The sequence below is a fragment of the Aeromonas sp. s1(2024) genome, from assembly GCF_040908005.1.
GTDB lineage: Bacteria > Pseudomonadota > Gammaproteobacteria > Enterobacterales > Aeromonadaceae > Aeromonas > Aeromonas caviae.
This window is the reverse complement of record NZ_JBFOCW010000067.1, coordinates 60,264-75,205: the sequence shown is the minus strand read 5'-3', so window position 1 is coordinate 75,205 and position 14,942 is coordinate 60,264. Positions and strand designations below refer to the sequence as shown.

Genomic DNA, 14,942 nt, shown 5'->3' with positions numbered 1-14,942 from the left:
TCCAGCCTGATCCGAATCCTTTCCTCCCAATAACAACGGAGAGCACAGATGCAGCTCGAAATTAGCCGTGAGGCCCTGTTACGTCCCCTGCAACTGGTGTCCGGTGCCCTGGGTGGCCGGCCGACCCTGCCCATCCTCGGCAACGTCCTGCTCGATGTCAGCAATGGCCTGCTGTCGCTGACCGGGACCGATCTCGAGGTGGAGATGATCGGACAGGTCTATCTCAACAGCGACAGCCAGGATGGCCGCACCACTGTGCCGGCGCGCAAGCTGCTGGACATCTGTCGCGGTCTGCCGGAGGGGGCGGAGATCCGCCTCAGCACCGAGGGAGAGCGCCTCATCATCCGTTCCGGTCGCTCCCGCTTCAACCTGTCGACCCTGCCGGCGACCGAATACCCGAACATCGAGGATTGGGAATCCGTGCTCGAGTTCGACATCAGCCAGCTGGAGCTGAAAAAACTCATCGACGCGACCCAGTTCTCCATGGCGAGCCAGGACGTGCGCTACTACCTGAACGGCATGCTGTTCGAGAGCGAAGGACACGGCCTGCGTACCGTGGCGACGGACGGTCACCGGCTGGCCACCTGCCGCCGCGAGGTGGTGGGGGAATCGTTGCCCGATCATCAGGTCATCCTGCCGCGCAAAGGGGTGCTGGAGCTGGTGCGCCTGCTGGAAGCAGAAGACAAGCCGGTACGGCTGCAAGTGGGCCGTAGCAACCTGCGCGCCGCCCTGGATGGCTTCATCTTCACCTCCAAGCTGGTGGATGGCCGTTTCCCGGACTGGCGCCGCGTCATCCCGAGAGGGAGCGATAAGGCCCTGATCGCCGGTCGCGAGGATCTGCGCCAGGCCTTTGCTCGTGCCGCCATCCTCTCCAACGAGAAATTCCGTGGGGTGCGTCTCAATCTGCAGGAAAACCTGCTGCGCATCACCGCCAACAACCCGGAACAGGAAGAAGCCGAAGAGCTGCTTGACGTACAATACGCCGCTGGCGAGATGGAGATCGGCTTCAACGTCTCCTATGTGCTGGACGTGTTGAATACGTTAAAATGTGACCAAATCCGGATCAGCCTGAGCGATTCCATCAGCAGCGCCATTATTGAGGATTTTGAGAACCAAGATGCCCAGTACGTGGTGATGCCGATGCGGATCTAGTCGTGTCCCTGGTCAAACTCCAGCTCAGCGACTTTCGCAATATTCAGCACGCCAGTCTCGCGCTGTCTCCCGGCCTCAATATCCTGGTCGGGAGTAACGGCAGCGGCAAGACCAGCGTGCTGGAAGCCATTCATTACCTTGGTCTCGGCCGCTCGTTTCGTACCCATTTGACCGGGCGGGTCATCCGCCAGGGCGAGCGGGCCTTTACCCTGTTTGCCCAGTGCGAGCTGGAGGGGCGTCAGGTGCCCATCGGGCTTGCCAAGGACAAGGGGGGCGAAACCCAGCTCAAGATCGCCGGTGCCCAGGCCCAGCGCCTGGCCGATCTGGCGGAGCTGTTGCCGGTACAGTTGATCCACCCCGATGGTTTCAGCCTGCTGACCGGTGGGCCCCAGGCTCGCCGGGCCTGGCTCGACTGGGGTGTTTTCCATCAGGAGCCGACCTTCTTCTCCCTCTGGGGGCGGGTGCGTCGGCTGCTGAAGCAGCGCAATGCCTTGCTGCGCCAGAGCACCCAGTATCGTCAACTGGCGTTCTGGGATCAGGAGCTAGTGCGACTGGGTGGCGAGCTGGCGGGTTTTCGCGCCAGTTATTGTCAGGCCATTACACCCCTGATCAAGGAGATGACGGCAGATTTTCTGCCGGAGTTCGATATCAGTCTTGGATTCTATCGAGGCTGGGAAAAAGACACTCCCCTCGATGCATTGCTGGAGGCGGGGTTCGAACGGGATCGTTCGCTGGGGTACACTGGGGTCGGTCCGCAGAAGGCGGACGTGCGGCTCAAGGCGAACGGCGTCCCCGCGCAGGATATTTTGTCCAGGGGTCAGCTGAAGTTGCTGGTCTGTGCCATGCGACTGGCCCAAGGGCTCTATTTGAATCAACATAGCAGCCGCGGCTGTATTTTTTTAATTGATGATTTTGCCTCTGAACTGGATGTCGACAAACGTCGTCTGCTGGCCGCAAGGCTGAAGCAGTGCGCGTCCCAGGTGTTCATCACCGCCATCGATACCGGTCAGCTCGCAGACATGATGGATGCGAGTGACTGCAAGCTGTTCCACGTGGAACAAGGCAAGATCTCCGAAACGTTAGAGAAGGCAGAGAGTAAGCTATGAGTGAAAATACTTACGACTCCTCGAATATCAAGGTGCTCAAGGGCCTGGATGCGGTCCGCAAGCGCCCGGGGATGTATATCGGCGATACGGACGATGGATCGGGCCTGCATCACATGGTGTTCGAGGTCGTCGACAACTCCATCGACGAGGCTCTGGCTGGCTACTGCTCCGATATCCAGGTCAAGATCCATTCCGACGGCTCCGTCTCCGTGCGCGACAACGGTCGCGGCATTCCGGTGGACATCCACCCGGAAGAGGGCCGCTCCGCCGCCGAAGTCATCATGACCGTGCTGCACGCCGGTGGCAAATTCGATGACAACTCCTACAAGGTGTCCGGCGGTCTGCACGGTGTGGGCGTCTCCGTGGTGAACGCGCTTTCCGACAAGCTGCTGCTGACCATCCGCCGCAACGGTCATGTCTACGAGCAGACCTATCACCTGGGCGAGCCGCAGGCCCCCCTCAAGCAGATTGGTGACAGCACCGGCACCGGGACCGAAGTTCGCTTCTGGCCGAGCCCGACCATCTTCAGCGACACCCTGTTCCACTACGAGATCCTGGCCAAGCGTCTGCGCGAGCTCTCCTTCCTCAACTCCGGCGTCTCCATCCGTCTGATGGACGAGCGTGACGGCCGCGAGGCGCACTTCTGCTACGAAGGGGGCATCAAGGCCTTCGTCGAGTACCTGAACCAGAACAAGACCCCGATCCACCCCAAGGTGTTCCACTTCACCACCGAGCAGGACGGCATCGGTGTCGAAGTCGCCATGCAGTGGAACGACGCCTATCAGGAAGGGGTCTACTGCTTCACCAACAACATTCCGCAGCGGGATGGTGGCACCCACCTGGTGGGCTTCCGTACCGCGTTGACCCGGACGCTGAACAACTACATGGACAAGGAGGACTACAGCAAGAAGGCCAAGTCCGCCGCCAGTGGTGACGACGTCCGTGAAGGTCTGATTGCCGTTATCTCCGTCAAGGTGCCTGACCCTAAGTTCTCCTCCCAGACCAAGGACAAGCTGGTCTCGTCCGAGGTGAAGACCGCCGTGGAACAGGCGATGGGCGAGAAGCTGGCGGACTTCCTGCTGGAAAACCCGGGCGACGCCAAGATCGTGGTCAACAAGATCATCGATGCGGCCCGTGCCCGCGAAGCGGCCCGCAAGGCCCGCGAACTGACCCGCCGCAAGGGCGCGCTGGATATCGCCGGTCTGCCCGGCAAGCTGGCGGACTGTCAGGAGAAAGACCCGGCGCTCTCCGAACTCTACATCGTGGAAGGGGACTCTGCTGGCGGTTCCGCCAAGCAGGGTCGCAACCGGAAGAACCAGGCCATCCTGCCCCTCAAGGGCAAGATCCTGAACGTGGAGAAGGCCCGTTTCGACAAGATGATCTCCTCCCAGGAGGTGGGCACCCTGATCACCGCTCTGGGCTGTGGCATCGGTCGCGACGAGTACAACCCGGACAAGCTGCGCTATCACAACATCATCATCATGACGGATGCGGACGTCGATGGTGCGCACATCCGTACCCTGCTGCTGACCTTCTTCTATCGTCAGATGCCGGAAATCATCGAGCGTGGCTATGTCTTCATCGCCCAGCCGCCGCTCTACAAGGTGAAGAAGGGCAAGCAGGAGCAGTACCTGAAAGACGAAGACGCATTGTTGCAGTACCAGACCGCCATGGCGCTGGACGGTGCGACCCTGCACGTCAACGAATCTGCCCCGGCCATCGGTGGCGAGGCGCTGGAGCGTCTGGTCAACCAGCATCGCGCCGTGACTCACCTCATCACCCGCATGTCCCGTCGCGCCCCGGAAGCCGTGCTGACCCAGCTGATCTATCAGCCTGAGTTGAACGAAACCCTGCTGGCCAGCGAGAGCGATCTGCAGACCTGGTGCCAGAGCATGGAAGCCGTGCTCAACGAGAGCAACCATGGCATCCAGTACCAGATGCAGGTACGCCGCGACGAGGAGCGCAGCCTGTTCGTGCCCCACGCCGTGGTACGCCAGCACGGGGTTGATCGCGAATACCCGCTCAGCTACGACTTCCTGCAATCCTCCGAGTACCGTCAGCTGGTCTCCCTGGGCAAGGAGATCGCCAACCTGATCGAGGAAGGCGGTTACATCAAGCGTGGCGAGAAGGTGAAGCCGGTCGCCAGCTTCGTTGAAGCGGTCGAGTGGCTGATGGGCGAAGGCAAGCGTGGCATCTACATCCAGCGCTATAAAGGGCTGGGCGAGATGAACCCGGAGCAGCTGTGGGAAACCACCATGGATCCGGAAGCCCGTCGCATGCTGCGTGTCACCATCGACGATGCGGTCGGCGCCGACCAGCTCTTCTCCACCCTGATGGGTGACGCCGTAGAGCCCCGTCGCGACTTTATCGAGACCAACGCCCTGCGGGTTGCCAACCTCGACGTCTAATTAGACGGTCCGACAACCATCAAAAGCCGCTCCTCGTGAGCGGCTTTTTGTTTTCTGGATGGAAGGGAGAGGGCGCGTTCCACGTGAAACATGAGGGACCTAGACTCTGTCACCGCGAAAGGTGCGGCGCCACTCCCGCGGCGACACCCCGAAGCGGGCGCGAAAGTGCTTGCGCAATATGGTGGCAGACCCGAGCCCCACCAGTTCGGCGATGCGTTCCACGGTGTGGGCGCTGGACTCCAGCAGCGTCTGGCTGCGGCGCAGGCGCTCCGCCATCAGCCACTCCCCGAGGGAGAGACCGGTGGCGAGCTGGAAGCGGCGGCTAAAGGTGCGTCGGCTCATCATGCAATGTTCCGCCAGGCTGTCCAGGGTGTGGGGCGCGGCCAGGTGCAGGCGCAGGTGATCGAACAGCTGGTTGATCCTGGCATCCCGGGTGGAGGCGGGTACCGGCTGCTCGATGAACTGGGCCTGGCCACCCTCCCGGTGGGGAGGCACCACCAGCCGCCTGGCCAGCTTGTTGGCAATCTGGCTGCCGAGATGCTGGCGAACCAGATAGAGGCAGCAGTCCAGGCTGGCGGCGGTGCCAGCCGAGGTGATGAGCCCGTCGTCGTCGACGTAGAGGGCATTGGTATCGAGCCGCACCCGGGGGAAGCGCTGGACGAACTCCTGTTCAAATTCCCAGTGGGTGGCGGCACCGCGCCCGTCCAGCAGGCCGGCATAGGCCAGCACATAGGTGCCGAGACAGAGCCCCACGATCTGGGCTCCCCTGATCCGGGCGGCAACCAGGGCATCGAGCAGGGGTTGGGCGGGGCGCTCGGCCGGATCGCGCCAGAAGGGGATGATGATGATATCCGCCTCCAGCAGACCCTCCAGGCCATAGTCGGCCTCCATGCGAAAGCCCTGGGAGGAGGCGGGTTGCCGCGTGTCATCCCCGGCGCAGAGTCTCAGCTCGAACAACGACTGGCCCGGCATCATCTTGTCGCCAAAGATGAGGCAGGGCACCGAGCAGTGAAAGGGGCTGAAGCGATCGAAGGTGATGACGGCGACGATGAGAGGACGGGGCATGGTGGCAGACTCCTTTGCACTCGGATCCCCATCATACGGGGCAGCAACAGAAAGCCGAAGGGCCATGTGGTGCCTGGCCTCTCGCTCAGAGCAGCATGGTGTCGCCATCCTCGGGCACCCTTACCCGGGCGGCCATCCCCTGGCTGTCCAGGTAGTCGCGCAGCTCCCGCCGTGACAGCAGGGCATGATTGACCGCCTCCATGTGGCTGGCGATCAGGGTGGCCTGCGGGGCGGCCTGATAGACGGCGGCCACATCCTCCTTGCCCATGATGATGGCGCCCAGACCCGTCACCTGGGCATCACCGCAGTTGAGGACAACGACCTCGGGTTGGTGCCGGTGCAGCGCTTGTTCAACCTGGGCATTCCAGACGGTGTCGCCGGCCAGATAGAGGGTCTTTTCGGCGGGATGGGAGAAGACCACTCCGCTGACCTCGCCAAGGCGATCCCCCAGCAGGGCCATGATGGTATCGCTGCCGTGCCGGCCTTCCGTCTGTTGCAGGCGGATGCCGGCGAACTCGCCGACCTCGCCCAGCAGGCGCACATCCTCGAAGCCGCATCCCCTCATGGTGTCGGCATCTTTCTGATGCTGCACGAACAGGGGAAGGTGCCTGGGGATCTTCGCTTTCGCGACATCGTCCCAGTGATCCAGATGGTCATGGGTGACAATCACCGCATCCACCTCCAGCAGGGTCGCCATGGGCAGCGGCAGCTCGACCAAGGGGTTGCGAAGATGGCTGTTGGCCATGCCTTCGAAGCCGGGGTAGCTCCCCTTGGGGGCCAGCATGGGGTCGATGAGGAAGCGGGTTCCTGCGTAGTGGATGAGCAGGGTGGCGTTGCGAACCTGGGTAATCTTCATGACGTGCTCCGGTTTCTCGTTGGGGACACGGCCAGTATGGAGGGATGAGGGACGGATCATGAGTGGCCCGCAGGCCTATTATCGATCTAATCGGGCCATTTTTGATGGCCTGCATTTCTTTTGTTTTTACCCCTTGAAAGCCAAATGCTGGCCCCTATATAGATAACAAGGCCGGAACGCTCGACAGAGGTTTCGACCAGGCGCCCGTCCATCAGGAGGGCAAACAATCCGTTATCGCTCACAAGAGGGTAATACTATGCGTTCTATCGACTTTTCTCCGCTCTATCGTTCTGCCATCGGTTTCGATCGTCTGGCCACTCTCATCGAATCTGCCGCCAGCAATGGCAATGCCGGCTATCCCCCCTACAACATCGAGCAGCTGGGTGACAGCGACTACCGCATCAGCATGGCGGTGGCGGGCTTTACCCAGGAAGAGCTGGAGCTGAGCTTCCAGGAAAATCTGCTGACGGTGAAGGGCAGCAAGCAGGCCGACACCGAGCGCAACTACCTCTACCAAGGCATTGCTGAACGCGGCTTCGAGCGTCGCTTCCAGCTGGCCGACTACGTGCGGGTGAAGGGGGCCGACCTGAAGAACGGTCTGCTGCACATCGACCTGGTGCGCGAAGTGCCCGAGGCGATGAAGCCCCGCAAGATCGAGATCAACGGCTGACAGCCTGACCTCGTTGCATTGCTGATGTTTCCCGGGTGCCGATGGCGGGCCCGTGGAGAGTAAACCCTGTTGCTTTATAGAAGGATAGGATCATGCGTAACCTCGATTTTTCTCATCTCTATTCCAATGCCGTCGGCTTCGAGCGGATGGCCCGCGAGCTGGAAGGCCTGTTCGATCAGAAGACCTCGGCCTACCCCCCGTACAACATCGAAAAGCGGGATCACGACAGCTACCTCATCACGGTTGCCGTGGCCGGTTTCGATCGCAATGAGCTGGAGCTGGAGACCGAAAATGGCACCCTCAAGGTGAAGGGGCGCAAGGTCGCCACCATGGGCGAGCGCCAATTCCTCCATCAGGGGATCGCCGAGCGGGACTTCGAGCTCGCCTTCAAGCTGAGCCAGCACGTGGAAGTGCAGGGGGCCAGGTTGGAGCACGGTCTGCTGACCATAGAGCTGGCCCGGGAGCTGCCGGAAGCGCTCAAGCCCCGCGCCATCCCCATCGGCAAACCCGATCAGCTGGCACTGCCCGGTTAAACAACATCGCTGACCACCTGATAGAAAAGAGGCCTGCATCTGCAGGCCTCTTTTTTTCATGCCGAAGGGGAAATCAACCGGCGTAGAGGGCGTTGATCTCGTCGGCCAGGATGGCGATGCCACGACGCACCAGATCTTCGCTCTGGGCATAGTTGAGGCGGATGCACTCCTGGCTGTGGCGCCACTCGGGGTCGTCGATGCCGGGGAAGAAGTAGTGGCCGGGCACGATCAGCAGGTTCTTCGCCTTCAGTCGCTCATACAGCTCCTGGCAGTGGATCGGCAGGTCTTCGAACCAGAGCCAGAGGAAGAGGGCTCCCTCCGGCTTGTGGATGTGGAAGCGCGGATCCGGAATGGCCTCGCGCAGCAGCTGGACCGCGAAGGTGGCTTTCTGCTGGTAGAAGGGTTTCACCACCTGTTCGCTCAGGGTGATGATGTCACCGCTCTCGATCATCGAAATGGTGATGGCCGGACCCAGGCTGCCCGGCGCCAGATTGATGATGCCGCTCAGGTTGGTGATGGCCCGGATGATCTTCTCGTCGGCAATGACGATGCCGCAACGGGTGCCCGGCAGGCCGAGCTTGGAGAGGCTCATGCAGAGGATGGTATTGGCGTTCCAGAACGGCTTGGCGTCGCTGAAGATGATGCCGGGGAAGGGCACGCCGTAGGCATTGTCGATGAGCAGCGGGATCCCTTTGTCACGGGCGATCTGATCGAGGTGCTCGATCTCCTCGTCGGTGAGCACGTTGCCGGTGGGGTTGGTCGGCCGGGAGACACAGATCACCCCGATGTCGTCGCCCACCTGCAGGCTCTCGAAATCCACGTGGTATTTGAACTGGCCGTCGGGCAGCTTCTCGATGGTGGGTTTGTAGGCGACGAAATGATCGTCCGAGAGGGCCGAGTCGGCATAGCCGATGTATTCGGGGGCCAGGGGGAACAGCACCTTCTTCTTGCGACCGTCGGCGAACTCGCCGGCCAGCAGATTGAACAGATAGAAGAAGGCGTTCTGGCTGCCGTTGGTCAGGGCGATGTTGCGGGCGGAGATTTCCCAGCCCAGCTCCTTGCTGAGCAGGGCGGCCAGCGCCTTGGTGAACCTGTCTTTGCCCTGGGGGCCATCGTAGTTGGCCATGGCCTTGATCAGTTCGCCGTTGTCGAGCAGGGTGTTGGCCTCGGCCTGAAAGCGTTCCAGCATGGCGGGGATGGGGGCCGGATTGCCGCCTCCCAGCATGATGGCGTCGGGATTCAGCAGCCCTTGATTGAGGTCGTCCATGAGTTGGGTAATACCGGCGTGGCGAGTGAACTTCTCGCCGAACAAGGAGAATTCCATTCGGTGGCAAATCCAGAGTCAGTTAAGGGGGGAGCTAGCACCATAGCTCACTTCAAAAGCGGGTGTCGATCAAAAAAACGGGGCGTTTCACGTGGAACAGGGTTGCCATGATGGAGGTGGTAAAAAAAACCATTTATAGGTTTTAAAATAACCAACATTCGATTCAGGAAGAGGGGTGGTAGCATCAAAAAATTATTTATGTCAATAAAATCATGCTGTTATAAATCTGGCACAACTATTGGAATAGTTATGTGGTCATCTCAACCACACCGGAGCACGCCAGATGAAGATCCTGATCGCTACCCTGATTGCCAGCAGCCTGAGCCTGAATGCCATGGCCGCCGAGAACCCCAGACCCGAGCTGGACAGCGCCGCCCTGCAGCAGGAGATGCTGGCCTTGCAGCAGCAGGCCTCCCATGACGTGGTGGCAGAGGCCATCCACAACCTCAAGCCGCTGGCCCTGGAGACCCTGGTGGTGGAGGCGAGCTCGGCCGATGCGACTCATCCCGAGAGTTGAGGTAGCGCAAGGGGGTCTGCCCCGTGTGCTGCCTGAAGAAGGCGATGAAGGCGCTGTCGCTGGCGAACTCCAGGGCAGCGGCCACCCGGCTGATGGGCTCGGCTTCGGCCAGCAGTTCCATGGCCCGCAGCAGTCGCCACTGCTGGCGCCAGGCCTGGTAGCTCATGCCGGTCTCCCGCATGAAGATGCGGCCTATGGTCTTGTCACTGGCACCCACCCGCTCGGCCAGCCGGTTGAGCCGATCGGGCAGGGTGTCACCCCGCTTTATCTCCTGCAGCCAGCCGGTCAGACGCCCGTCTGACGGCAGCGGCAACTGCCAGGATTCTCGCGGCGCTTGCGCCAGCTCTTCTTTCAATAATGCCAGTGTGCAGGTTTGCTCTGCTTCCGGCTTGTCCCAGGGCCAGAGCGCCATCCGCTCGATGATCTCCCGCAGCAGCGGGTTGACCGCCAGCACCGCCATCTCGTTTGGCAACTCGGGCTCCGGCTGGAAGTAGAGGGAGCGATAGGCCACAACTCCGCGCATCAACACCCGGTGGGGCAGACCCGCTGGCAACCAGGCCGCTCGCGTCGGCGGCAGCAGGCAGACCTGATCGTCCAGCTCTATGGTCATGCAGCCTGCCTGGGCGAACAGCAGCTGGTGGCGCTGGTGCTGATGGCGGCCGGAGTCGTGCCAGCCGAGGGCGGTGGCAATACCGATGGCGCTGCCGTCGTGCTGGTCCGGATCAAAGGGGTGATCGGGAAGAATAAAGGCCATGTGTCCGATTCTTGCTGTTTATAGTCCGCCTTATTGTAATCGGACAAGTTATCCCTCTCTAGAATGGCGACCTCTTGTGAAGGAGGTGTGTCATGAACAACAGGTTGCCACCGCGCTGGCTGGTGGTCGGATTGATGATGTTTCCCCAGATAGTGGAGACCATCTACAGCCCGGTGCTGACCCATATCGCCACTGAGTTTCGGGTGAGCGAGGGGCAGGCGTCCCAGACCCTGTCGGTCTATTTTCTGGCGTTTGCGGCGGGCGTGGTCTGCTGGGGCAGGTTGTGCGATCTCATCGGGCGGCGTCCCGCCATGCTGGCGGGGCTGCTGACCTATGGCGCCGGCACCCTGCTGGCGTTGCTGGCCACTCAATTTGAAACCCTGCTGCTGGCCCGGGTCATCGCGGCCTTCGGCGCCGCCGTGGGTTCCGTGGTGACCCAGACCATGCTGCGCGACAGCTATCAGGGCAGCGATCTGGCGCGGGTCTTTTCGGTGATGGGCATCGCGCTCTCCCTGAGCCCGGTGCTGGGGCTGGTGAGCGGTGGCCTGCTGGCTGATGGCTTGGGTTATCTCGGGGTATTCGGCGCCCTGCTGGTATTGGCAGTTGGATTGCTGCTGGTCACTTGCTGGCAACTGCCGGAAACCCGCCCGGCCATCACCCAGAGGGTCGCACTCTGGCCGCTGGCCTGCCGGATGGTGCGTGATACCGTCTTGTGGCGCAGCGCCGCCCTGGTCGCCTTGTTCAACACCATGCTGTTCGGCTACTACAGCCTGGCGCCGTTTCTGTTTGCCGGTCTGGGGCTGAGCGCGGGCGAGTTTGGTTACTCCGGCATCGTGCTGGCGCTGGCAACCCTGGTGGGCAGCCTGCTCAACAAGCGTCTGTTGGGGCGTGGCTGGACGCCTGCCTCGCTGATCCGGCTCGCCGCCGTGCTGGCGTCGGGTTCGAGTTGGCTGGTGTGGGCCAGTCAGGCATCGCTCTGGTTTCTGCTGCCCATGACGGGAGTGGTGATCGCGTTCGGGCTGGCTATCCCCAATGTGCTGAGCCAGGCACTGCTGGCCTATCGGGAGGTGGCGGGCAGTGCCGGGGCCCTGTTCGGGCTCGGTTACTACCTGCTGCTCAGCCTGGGGTTGGCGGTTGCAGCCAGCTTGCAGGATCTCGGACTGCTGCTCGGGGGATGCGGTCTGCTGGCACTGTGCTGCGGTTGGCGTCGTTCCACGTGAAACATCAGCTGCCGATAAAACGGTAGCCGATGCCGGCTTCAGTTTCGATCAGGGTGGGTTGCTGGGGGTTATCTCCCAGCTTCTTGCGCAGGCTGGCGATGACGATGCGCAGGTAGTGGGTATCTTCCTTGTGGCTAGGTCCCCAGATGTCGATGAGCAGCTGGGTCTGTTGCACCAGCTTGCCGGGGTGGCACACCAGCGCCTGCAACAGGGCGAACTCCTTGCGGGAGAGGGGGATCTCCTCGCCCTGCAGGGTCACCTTGTGGCTGCTGCTGTCCAGGGTCAGGCCACACTGGGGGAAGTGTCGACACTCGCCGCTGGTGGCACCGACTCGCTGGCGCAGCAGCACCCGGATACGGGCCATCATCTCCCCGACGCCGAACGGCTTGCTCATGTAGTCGTTGGCCCCCGCATCCAGCAGCCGCACCTTCTCCTGCTCCGAGTCCCGCGCCGAGAGCACCAGCACGGGATTGGCGTGATGCTCGCGGATGGCGTGCAGGATTTGGATGCCATCACCGTCCGGCAGGCCCAGATCCAGGATCACCAGGTCGGGGTTGAGGTGGCGATACTGCGCCATCCCCTCGGTGACGCCGACCGCCTCGCTCACCTGATGTCCTTCGGCGATCAGGCTGATCCGCAAAAAACGGCGGATGGCCGCCTCGTCGTCGATGACCAGTATGTGAGCCATTCAGCCTCCCGTTTGCTGATTGAAAAGGGCGGCGACCATCAGGCCGCCGGTGCGTTGAGGGCCAGCGGCAGGGAGATGCGCATGCAGGTGCCGTTGCCGTTGGGGCCGGTGAATGCCCAGATGCGGCCGCCGTGGACCTCTATCATAGCGCGGGAAATGGCGAGGCCAAGCCCGGTGCCGCGGCTGCCGCAGTCACCGACCGGCTGGGTGTAGAACAGATTGAAGATCTTGTCCCGATCCGACTCGGCGATGCCGACCCCGATATCGATGATGTCGATGATGAGGTCGGGGTCCGCCAGCATCACCTTGAACTCGATGGGGGTGCCGGCCGGTGAGTAGCGGGAGGCGTTGTCGAGGATGTTGACCAGCACCTGCTCGATCAGGGCGCCGTGCACATAGAGCCGGGGGATCTGCTGATCGAAGTGCACCAGCAGCTTGTGCTGGCGCCAGGAGGAGTCGAGCCGGCGGCGGGCGCTTTCCACCAGGTCCGCCAGGTCGACCCAATCCCGTTTCAGCTGGAAATCCGGTGAACCGATGCGGGTCATGTCCAGCAGGTTCTGCACATAGCCGTGCAGGCGGCGCGCCTCGTCCTGCACCGAGTGCAGCAGTTCGATGCGGTCCTCCGCACTTATCCGGTCCCCGTATTCCAGCAGGGTGCTGCCAGCCCCCATGATGGTGGCCAGCGGCGTCTTCAGGTCGTGGGAGACCGAGGAGAGCAGGGCCGCGCGCATCCGGTCGGTCTCCGCCTGCAACTGGCTGTCCGCCAGCCGCTCGTTGAGATCGATCCGCGCCAGGGCGGCGCGGATATCGGTGAGCAGGGCCTGTAGCTGGTGCTCGGCGGCGGAGGTGAGCGGGCTGGCCAGCCGGATGCCCAGCACCAGGTCATCGCCGAGGTGATGATACTGGGCCTCGGCGGCGTTGAGGGTGGCGGTATGGGCACCGGCACTCTGTTTCTGGGCCAGGCACCAGTCAATGGCGGCCTTGTCTGTCTGGCCCGGCCCGGTCTGGGTGTCACCGGCCCGGTACTGGTAATCCCCATCGAGCGCGAACACGGGCTGCCCAAGGGCGAGGGCGATGGCCTGGGTTCCCTGTCTCAGCACGTCCACCGGGCTGCTGGCGGTGGCCAGTCCCTGGCTCAGGGAGAGCAGGGCGTTACCGAGCTGCTGGGTCTCGCGCAGGCTGACCAGCTGCTGACGCTGGCGGGAGGCGAGGCGCCCGGCCGCGATGCCGACGATGAGCAGCACGAACAGGGTGAGCAGGTCGCTGTGGCTGGCCACGCTCAGGGAGAAGTAGGGGAAGGTGAACAGCAGATTGTGGCCGACGAAGCCCAGCACGGCGGCCAGGATGGCGGGGACCAGGCTGGTGGTGAGCGCGGTGGCCAGCACCCCCAGCACGAACAGCATGGGCAGGGAGGCGGGGGGCAGCCAGTGGGAGAGGGCCCAGACCACGGCCGAGGTCCCCCCCATGATGGCCACCGCGAGCAGGCTCTGGCGAAGCTCACCCGGGCCTGCCGTAGGTAGGGTCAGGCCGGGCTTGCGCTTCTCGGTATCCACCAGCGTGATCTCGAATCCCTGCGCCTGTTTGAGCAGGTGCTGTACCAGGGATCGACGCCAGGGCGGGTTGCGGGATTTGCCGAGCAGCAATTGGGAGACCTGCTGCTGTTCGGCGGTTTCCAGCAGGGCATCGGCCACGGCCGGGCTGGAGAGGGTCAGCACCCTGGCCCCCAGTTGGGAGGCGAGGGCCAGCGCCTGCTCCAGCTCGGGGGAGCGTTGCCCCTTGCTGTCGATGTGCACCACCAGCCAGGGCAGTTGCCTGCGCTGGGCGAAGCGGTGGCCGTAACGCACCAGGGCGGCGCCGTGCTCATCCCCGATGCAGACCATCAGTTTGCCCCGCAGCGGCAAGGTGGTCTTGCCGGCGGCCTGCCACTGCAACTGCAGATCCCCCTCCACGTGGCTGGCGGCGGTCTGCATTGCCAGCTCCCGCAGGGCGGTCAGGTTGTTGAGGGAGAAGAAGGACTGCAGGGCGGCCTTGGCCTGGTGGGGCACATAGACCTTGCCCTCCTTGAGGCGGCCGAGCAGCTCCTTGGGGGGGAGGTCGATCAGTACTAGGCTGTCGGCCTCCAGCAGCACCTGATCCGGCAGGGTCTCCTTGACCCTGACCCCGGTCAGCTGCCACACCAGATCGTTGAGGCTCTCCAGGTGCTGCACGTTGAGGGTGGTGTAGACATCGATGCCGGCACCGAGCAACTCCTCCACATCCTGCCAGCGCTTCTCGTGGCGGCTGCCGGGGGCGTTGCTGTGGGCCAGCTCGTCCACCACGGCGATGGCGGGTTTTCGCGCCAGCAGACCGTCCAGATCCATCTCCTCCAGTCGCTGCTGGCGGTGCAGGTGCAGCTTGCGCGGCTGGATGGCGAGCTTGTCGAGCAGGGCCAGGGTCTCTTGGCGACCGTGGGTCTCCACCACCCCGATCAGGATGTCGACCCCCTCCCTGGCCTGCTCCCGCACCGCCTGCAGCATGGCGTAGGTCTTGCCGACGCCGGGGGCCGCGCCGAGAAACACCTTCAGCTTGCCCCTGTGCTCCTGCTCCAGGCTCGCCAGCAGGGCGTCCGCCCTCACTTCATCACGCATCCCCGTGCTCCCGTTGCATCGG

The 14,942-nt window shown here is 62.9% G+C and carries 13 protein-coding genes; 7 read left to right on the top strand and 6 right to left on the bottom strand.

Features of this window, described 5'->3' with window-relative positions:
* The first annotated feature begins 48 nt into the window (after window positions 1-48).
* The 3 genes from dnaN to gyrB are packed head-to-tail and all read left to right on the top strand — an operon-like array spanning window position 49 to window position 4,666.
* Window positions 49-1,152 carry a DNA polymerase III subunit beta gene (gene dnaN / locus AB5Y70_RS16235; protein WP_039040646.1) on the top strand — a complete coding sequence of 368 codons (1,104 nt, stop codon included), beginning with the start codon at window positions 49-51 and terminating at the stop codon, window positions 1,150-1,152.
* Between the two features lie 2 nt (window positions 1,153-1,154).
* Entirely contained in the window at window positions 1,155-2,258 is a 1,104-nt protein-coding gene (gene recF / locus AB5Y70_RS16230; RefSeq protein WP_010672287.1) for a DNA replication/repair protein RecF, read from the top strand.
* Window positions 2,255-4,666 carry a DNA topoisomerase (ATP-hydrolyzing) subunit B gene (gene gyrB, locus AB5Y70_RS16225; RefSeq protein ID WP_042879717.1) on the top strand — a complete coding sequence of 804 codons (2,412 nt, stop codon included), beginning with the start codon at window positions 2,255-2,257 and terminating at the stop codon, window positions 4,664-4,666. Before recF ends, gyrB begins: the two co-directional genes overlap by 4 nt.
* Before the next feature lie 99 nt (window positions 4,667-4,765).
* On the opposite strand, the gene AB5Y70_RS16220 is transcribed toward gyrB, so the two are convergent.
* Both AB5Y70_RS16220 and AB5Y70_RS16215 read right to left on the bottom strand, forming a co-directional pair.
* Window positions 4,766-5,731 carry a GlxA family transcriptional regulator gene (locus tag AB5Y70_RS16220; RefSeq protein WP_049637224.1) on the bottom strand — a complete coding sequence of 322 codons (966 nt, stop codon included), beginning with the start codon at window positions 5,729-5,731 and terminating at the stop codon, window positions 4,766-4,768.
* An 85-nt stretch (window positions 5,732-5,816) separates the two neighbouring features.
* The gene (locus AB5Y70_RS16215) at window positions 5,817-6,587 is read right to left on the bottom strand and encodes an MBL fold metallo-hydrolase (RefSeq protein WP_049637225.1); all 771 of its coding nucleotides are present in this window, start codon (window positions 6,585-6,587) and stop codon (window positions 5,817-5,819) included.
* 256 nt (window positions 6,588-6,843) lie between these two features.
* On the opposite strand from AB5Y70_RS16215, the gene AB5Y70_RS16210 reads away from it, so the two are divergent.
* Window positions 6,844-7,257: an Hsp20 family protein gene (locus AB5Y70_RS16210; protein ID WP_010672291.1), complete on the top strand. Its 414-nt coding sequence runs from the start codon at window positions 6,844-6,846 to the stop codon at window positions 7,255-7,257.
* 92 nt (window positions 7,258-7,349) lie between these two features.
* Window positions 7,350-7,790, top strand: a complete 441-nt coding sequence (locus AB5Y70_RS16205; RefSeq protein WP_010672292.1) for an Hsp20 family protein — start codon at window positions 7,350-7,352, stop codon at window positions 7,788-7,790.
* Between the two features lie 73 nt (window positions 7,791-7,863).
* Here the strand turns inward: AB5Y70_RS16205 and AB5Y70_RS16200 are convergent, their stop codons facing one another.
* The gene (locus AB5Y70_RS16200) at window positions 7,864-9,114 is read right to left on the bottom strand and encodes a valine--pyruvate transaminase (RefSeq protein WP_049637226.1); all 1,251 of its coding nucleotides are present in this window, start codon (window positions 9,112-9,114) and stop codon (window positions 7,864-7,866) included.
* Between the two features lie 283 nt (window positions 9,115-9,397).
* Between AB5Y70_RS16200 and AB5Y70_RS16195 the strand changes: the two genes are divergently transcribed.
* Window positions 9,398-9,631: a hypothetical protein gene (locus AB5Y70_RS16195; protein ID WP_041214189.1), complete on the top strand. Its 234-nt coding sequence runs from the start codon at window positions 9,398-9,400 to the stop codon at window positions 9,629-9,631.
* Here AB5Y70_RS16195 and AB5Y70_RS16190 read toward each other — a convergent pair.
* The gene (locus tag AB5Y70_RS16190) at window positions 9,561-10,385 is read right to left on the bottom strand and encodes a helix-turn-helix transcriptional regulator (RefSeq protein ID WP_049637227.1); all 825 of its coding nucleotides are present in this window, start codon (window positions 10,383-10,385) and stop codon (window positions 9,561-9,563) included. The genes AB5Y70_RS16195 and AB5Y70_RS16190 overlap by 71 nt on opposite strands.
* Window positions 10,386-10,477: 92 nt before the next feature.
* Here AB5Y70_RS16190 and AB5Y70_RS16185 point away from each other — a divergent pair, with 92 nt between their 5' ends.
* The gene (locus AB5Y70_RS16185) at window positions 10,478-11,605 is read left to right on the top strand and encodes a multidrug effflux MFS transporter (RefSeq protein ID WP_102948981.1); all 1,128 of its coding nucleotides are present in this window, start codon (window positions 10,478-10,480) and stop codon (window positions 11,603-11,605) included.
* Between the two features lie 4 nt (window positions 11,606-11,609).
* Here AB5Y70_RS16185 and AB5Y70_RS16180 read toward each other — a convergent pair whose 3' ends face one another.
* Both AB5Y70_RS16180 and AB5Y70_RS16175 read right to left on the bottom strand, forming a co-directional pair.
* Entirely contained in the window at window positions 11,610-12,293 is a 684-nt protein-coding gene (locus tag AB5Y70_RS16180) for a response regulator (RefSeq protein WP_042879730.1), read from the bottom strand.
* Window positions 12,294-12,331: 38 nt separating this feature from the next.
* Window positions 12,332-14,920 carry a sensor histidine kinase KdpD gene (locus AB5Y70_RS16175; RefSeq protein WP_102948982.1) on the bottom strand — a complete coding sequence of 863 codons (2,589 nt, stop codon included), beginning with the start codon at window positions 14,918-14,920 and terminating at the stop codon, window positions 12,332-12,334.
* Window positions 14,921-14,942 lie beyond the last annotated feature (22 nt).

What these genes read in the sequence shown, in the direction of transcription:
- dnaN (WP_039040646.1), top strand. Translation starts at nt 49, where the DNA reads ATGCAGCTCGAAATTAGCCGTGAGGCCCTGTTACGTCCCCTGCAACTG.
- gyrB (WP_042879717.1), top strand. Translation starts at nt 2,255, where the DNA reads ATGAGTGAAAATACTTACGACTCCTCGAATATCAAGGTGCTCAAGGGC.
- AB5Y70_RS16220 (WP_049637224.1), bottom strand. Translation starts at nt 5,731, where the DNA reads ATGCCCCGTCCTCTCATCGTCGCCGTCATCACCTTCGATCGCTTCAGC.
- AB5Y70_RS16215 (WP_049637225.1), bottom strand. Translation starts at nt 6,587, where the DNA reads ATGAAGATTACCCAGGTTCGCAACGCCACCCTGCTCATCCACTACGCA.
- AB5Y70_RS16210 (WP_010672291.1), top strand. Translation starts at nt 6,844, where the DNA reads ATGCGTTCTATCGACTTTTCTCCGCTCTATCGTTCTGCCATCGGTTTC.
- AB5Y70_RS16205 (WP_010672292.1), top strand. Translation starts at nt 7,350, where the DNA reads ATGCGTAACCTCGATTTTTCTCATCTCTATTCCAATGCCGTCGGCTTC.
- AB5Y70_RS16200 (WP_049637226.1), bottom strand. Translation starts at nt 9,114, where the DNA reads ATGGAATTCTCCTTGTTCGGCGAGAAGTTCACTCGCCACGCCGGTATT.
- AB5Y70_RS16195 (WP_041214189.1), top strand. Translation starts at nt 9,398, where the DNA reads ATGAAGATCCTGATCGCTACCCTGATTGCCAGCAGCCTGAGCCTGAAT.
- AB5Y70_RS16190 (WP_049637227.1), bottom strand. Translation starts at nt 10,385, where the DNA reads ATGGCCTTTATTCTTCCCGATCACCCCTTTGATCCGGACCAGCACGAC.
- AB5Y70_RS16185 (WP_102948981.1), top strand. Translation starts at nt 10,478, where the DNA reads ATGAACAACAGGTTGCCACCGCGCTGGCTGGTGGTCGGATTGATGATG.
- AB5Y70_RS16180 (WP_042879730.1), bottom strand. Translation starts at nt 12,293, where the DNA reads ATGGCTCACATACTGGTCATCGACGACGAGGCGGCCATCCGCCGTTTT.
- AB5Y70_RS16175 (WP_102948982.1), bottom strand. Translation starts at nt 14,920, where the DNA reads ATGCGTGATGAAGTGAGGGCGGACGCCCTGCTGGCGAGCCTGGAGCAG.